Source organism: Arthrobacter sp. AK01 (genome assembly GCF_021109375.1).
In the GTDB taxonomy this organism is placed as follows: Bacteria; Actinomycetota; Actinomycetes; order Actinomycetales; family Micrococcaceae; genus Arthrobacter.
Window position 1 is genome coordinate 1 of record NZ_JAJOHP010000130.1, and the last position, 4,415, is coordinate 4,415.

Annotated in this window: 3 protein-coding genes; 1 reads left to right on the plus strand and 2 read right to left on the minus strand. The window is 62.3% G+C overall.

Annotated features, from left to right (window positions below):
• Positions 1-118 precede the first annotated feature (118 nt).
• The gene (locus LN996_RS23285) at positions 119-1,534 is read right to left on the minus strand and encodes an aldehyde dehydrogenase family protein (protein WP_231343461.1); all 1,416 of its coding nucleotides are present in this window, start codon (positions 1,532-1,534) and stop codon (positions 119-121) included.
• Positions 1,527-2,573, minus strand: coding sequence for a homoserine dehydrogenase (locus LN996_RS23290; RefSeq protein ID WP_231343463.1), 1,047 nt, complete (start codon positions 2,571-2,573; stop codon positions 1,527-1,529). Before LN996_RS23290 ends, LN996_RS23285 begins: the two co-directional genes overlap by 8 nt.
• Positions 2,574-2,858: 285 nt before the next feature.
• On the opposite strand from LN996_RS23290, the gene LN996_RS23295 reads away from it, so the two are divergent.
• Entirely contained in the window at positions 2,859-4,301 is a 1,443-nt protein-coding gene (locus LN996_RS23295) for an amino acid permease (protein WP_231343464.1), read from the plus strand.
• The last annotated feature ends 114 nt before the right edge of the window (positions 4,302-4,415 follow it).

Below are 4,415 nucleotides of genomic sequence, written 5' to 3' on the forward strand. Positions count from 1 at the left end.
CCCCCGTGTTATTTTTTTCGCGGCCTACCGGCTTGGGGGGGGCCGGCCTTTGGGCCACGGGGCTGGGCCCGGGGGGGGGGGGGGGGGGGCTGGGGGCCCCACCCCCCCCACCAGGCCATCAGTTCTTGATGCAGATGACTTTGGGCTGGGTCATTTCCTCGTAGGCGAAGTGAACGCCTTCACGGCCCAGGCTTCCGTATTTGAATCCGCCGAAAGGCATGCCGTCGAACCGGTAGTCCGATGAGTCGTTGATCATGACACCCCCGGCCTGGATTTCCTTGGCTGCTTTCATCGCATCGCCAAGGGAGGCGGTGAAGATCCCGGCATGGAGACTGAACTCGATGGAGTTGGCAATCCCGATCGCTTCCTCCAGGGAGTCCACAGGGCGGAGCATCACCAGCGGGCCGAACACTTCCTCGGACCACAAGCGGCTGTCCTCCGGAACGTCTTCAAGAACCGTGGGGTGGAGGATGTTCCCGGCAGCTTGGTTTCCTGTCAGAACAACTGCACCGTGCTCCACCGCCTCGTGGACTTTGGTCCGGACATCTTCCAGGGACCGCGAGGTGATCATGGGCCCCACGTCCGTCAGTTCGTCGGAGGGGTCGCCAACTACCAGTTTGTTGGTCGCGGCGAGGAAGAGCTCCCGGAATTCGACGTAGATGGACTTGTCGACGAGGATTCGTTGAACACCCACGCAGTTTTGGCCTGCTGCCCAGAATGCGCCGGAAACGCAGGAAGCCACGGCTTCCTGGAGGTTGGCGTCAGCCATGATGATGACTGGCGCGTTTCCGCCCAGGTCCATGGAGAGCTTCTTCAGCCCGGCTGTTGAGGCGATGTCCTCTCCGGTGGCGAACCCGCCGGTGAACGACACCATCCGGACGTCCCTCGCAGCGATGATTTCCCGGGCAATCCCGCGGTCTCCATGGACCACCGTGAGGACGTCCTGGGGGAGTCCGGCCTCCAGGAGTGCCTCGGTGAGAAGCTGCGCGGAGAGGGGAGTGAGGGCCGACGGTTTGAGGATAACGGCGTTTCCGCCTGCAATGGCCGGTCCCACCTTGTGGGCTACCAGGTTGAGGGGATCGTTGAAGGGCGTGATTGCCAGGATGATGCCCAGCGGTTCACGGGAGAACCAGCCCAGCCGGTCCTCGGAGCCTTCGTAGGCGTCAAAGGGAATGACTTCACCGGCGTTGCGGCGGGTTTCTGCCGCTGAAAGCCGCAGCGTATTGATGGCACGCAGGACCTCTTTACGGGCCTGCCTCACGGTCTTGCCAGCTTCAGCGACGATGGTTTCGGCAAAGAGATCGCGCCGGTCTTCCACCAGGGTGGCTGCCCTGTCGAGGATCTTTCCCCGCGCGTCCCGGGAGAGACCCGCTGCCACTTTGGCTCCCGTGCGGGCAGCATTCAGGACACTCTCGACGGCGGTGGCATCGGTCAGCGGAACGGCGCCCACCACCCGCTGGTCGTACGGGCTGGTGACGTTCTGGAACATCGGCAGGACTGATGCTTCGGGGACGCTGGGTGCGGTCTTAGGCATGGGAGGGAACCTCCGAGGTGGCGTGCATGGCGATGATGTCTGAGAGCAGGGCGTAGGCCGTCTCGACGCGTCCGGCGCCGGGCCCGGAAACCGTCACGGGGCCCAGGAGATCTGTGCTGAACGAAACGGCGTTGGTGGCGCCGGAGATTCCAGCCAATCCGTGGGCCAGGGGCACCGCCACGGGCTTCACGCTGGCTGTTACCGCCCCGTTGGCAGACCTCGTCGCTGAGCCGATGAGCTTCCAGCGCAGGCCTTGGCGGGCAGCGTCTTCGATGTCGTCACGGGTCAAGGAGGAGATGCCCTCACATGAGACGTCCTGCAAGGAAATGCCTGCCTCAAGGAGTTGATTGGCCAGGATGAGCACTTTGAGTCGAACGTCATAGCCCTCAATGTCAGCGGCAGGGTTTGCTTCCGCATACCCCAGGTCCTGGGCTTCCCGAATGGCGGCGTCCAGGTCCAGGCCGGATTCCATGCGCCCCAGCACGTAGTTGCTGGTGCCGTTCAGGATTCCTTCGAAGCCATCGATCTTCAGGCCGGCGAACATCTTTTTGGCAAGGCGGATCACGGGGGTGCCGCTCATGACGGCGCCTTCGAACTCGAAGTGAACGCCATTGCTCTCGGCCAACGCGGCCAGTTCAGCGCCCCGCAGTGCCACGGGTCCCTTATTTGTGGTGCAGACGCTCTTGCCCGATTCCAGGGCCCATCGGACGTGCGAGACGGCGGGCTCGCCGTCGTCGGGATTGGTGAAGGTTGCTTCGCAGACGATGTCAGCAGTGCAGGAACGGATCACAGCTTCGTTGTTGGTGTCCAAGGAGCCGCCATGCTCTGCAAACGTCTCGCCAGCGCCAAGGTTCAGTGCCATGTGAAGATCGATGCCTTCGGCTTGGACCAGGGAACCGAGCCTGAGATCGGTGATGGCCACAACCCTCAGGCCGAAACCCAACTCCGAGCGGAGGGCATCTCCCCGTGTTGCGATGATGTCGGCGAGAGTCCGGTTGACGCCGCCAAAGCCGATCAGCGCGAGGTCGTAGGTTTTCATGGTGCTCCTCAGGTAAGTGGGGGGTGATGGTTCAATCCTGTGGCCCCCCGGTGTCCGTCGGGGCATGCTGAATCGCCTCAAAGAGTGGGCATTCTGACCATTCGACGGCCGTTCTGACTCTCAGTCACCTCAAACATGTGCGCTATACGCATTAACAAATGTTTTTAATGACCACACAGGCTCCTTTTGTGTTACCTTCATCACTACAGACGCCCTTCCCGCCCCCAGCCCCGGACTTCATAAGGCGTACCGTTCGCATCTGCCACAAAAAACCGGAGACACCACATGGAATCTTCAGCACCCCTGCAACTGGACCATCAACCCCAGGCCGCTCCCGCCCCTGCCGAAACCGGACTGCGCCGATCAATGGGTCCACGGCACCTCATCATGATCGCGATGGGAGGTGTCATTGGATCCGGGCTGTTCCTGAGTTCCGGCTACACGATCTCCCAGGCCGGTCCGCTCGGGGCTGTGATTGCCTACCTTGTGGGCGCCTTCGTGGTGTACCTCGTGATGGCCTGCCTTGGCGAGTTGGCCATCGCCTATCCCGTATCAGGTGCTTTCCACATTTACGCGTCCCGATCTATCGGCCCAGCTACGGGCTTCGCCACAGCCTGGCTGTACTGGCTGTGTTGGGCAGTGGCTATCGGCTCGGAATTCACGGCATCAGGGCTCCTCATGCAGCGCTGGTTTCCTGAGGTCGAGGTATGGGTGTGGTGCCTTGTGTTCGCCGCCATCCTGTTCGGATTCAATGCCGTGTCCTCCAAGTTCTTCGGGGAATCGGAGTTCTGGTTCTCCATCATCAAGGTGGGTGCGATCATTGCCCTGATCGTGCTGGGCGGCGCAGCCCTCTTCGGATTCCACCCACTCTCTGAGTCCGGCAACCATCCGTTCCTCTTTGAGAACTTCAACACCGCCGGGGGATTGTTCCCCAACGGCTTTACCGGAGTCCTGGTAACGGCCTTGGCGGTCTTCTATGCCTTCTCCGGATCGGAACTCATCGGCGTGGCCGCGGGGGAGACCACTGATCCTGCAAAGAACATCCCGAAGGCCATGCGCAGCACCGTCATCCGGCTGCTGATCTTCTTTGTTGGTGCTATCGCAGTCATTGCCGCAACCGTCCCGTATGACCAAGTGGGACTGGACGAGAGTCCTTTCGTGACGGTGTTCTCCTCCGTCGGAATTCCCTACGCCGCTGACATCATGAACTTCGTCATCATCACGGCGCTGCTGTCGGCCGGAAACAGCGGACTGTTCTCCTGTGCCCGTATGCTCTACTCCCTGGCTGATGAGGGGCATGCGCCCAAGGCCCTGAAGAAGCTCACCCGCCGGGGTATACCGCTCATAGCCCTTTCGGTCAGCATGGTTGGCGGCATCGCATCGCTGATCAGCAGCGTGGTTGCCCCTGAAACGGTGTACCTGGCCTTGGTCTCCGTGGCCGGTTTCGCAGTTGTTGGCGTGTGGATGTCCATCACAGCGTCCCACTTCTTCCACCGCCGGGCCTTCGTGCGGAACGGCGGGCGGGTGAAGGATCTTGCTTACAAGGCGCCGTTCTTCCCGCTGGTCCCGATTCTGGCCTTCGCTCTCTGCCTGATTTCATTGGTGGGCATTGCGTTTGACCCACATCAGATTGCCGCGCTGTACTTCGGCGTCCCCTTTGTGGGGGCTTGCTACGCCTACTTCTACTTCAGGTACCGGCGCCCGGCACGGTCCGGCCGGACGTCCTGACCATACAATCACTGAGCCTTGGGGGGGGGGGGGGCGGGGGGCCCGGCCGGGGGGGGGCGGGCGGGGGAGTGGTGGTGAGTGGAGGTGGCGGCCGGGGGGGGGGGGGGCGGTGGG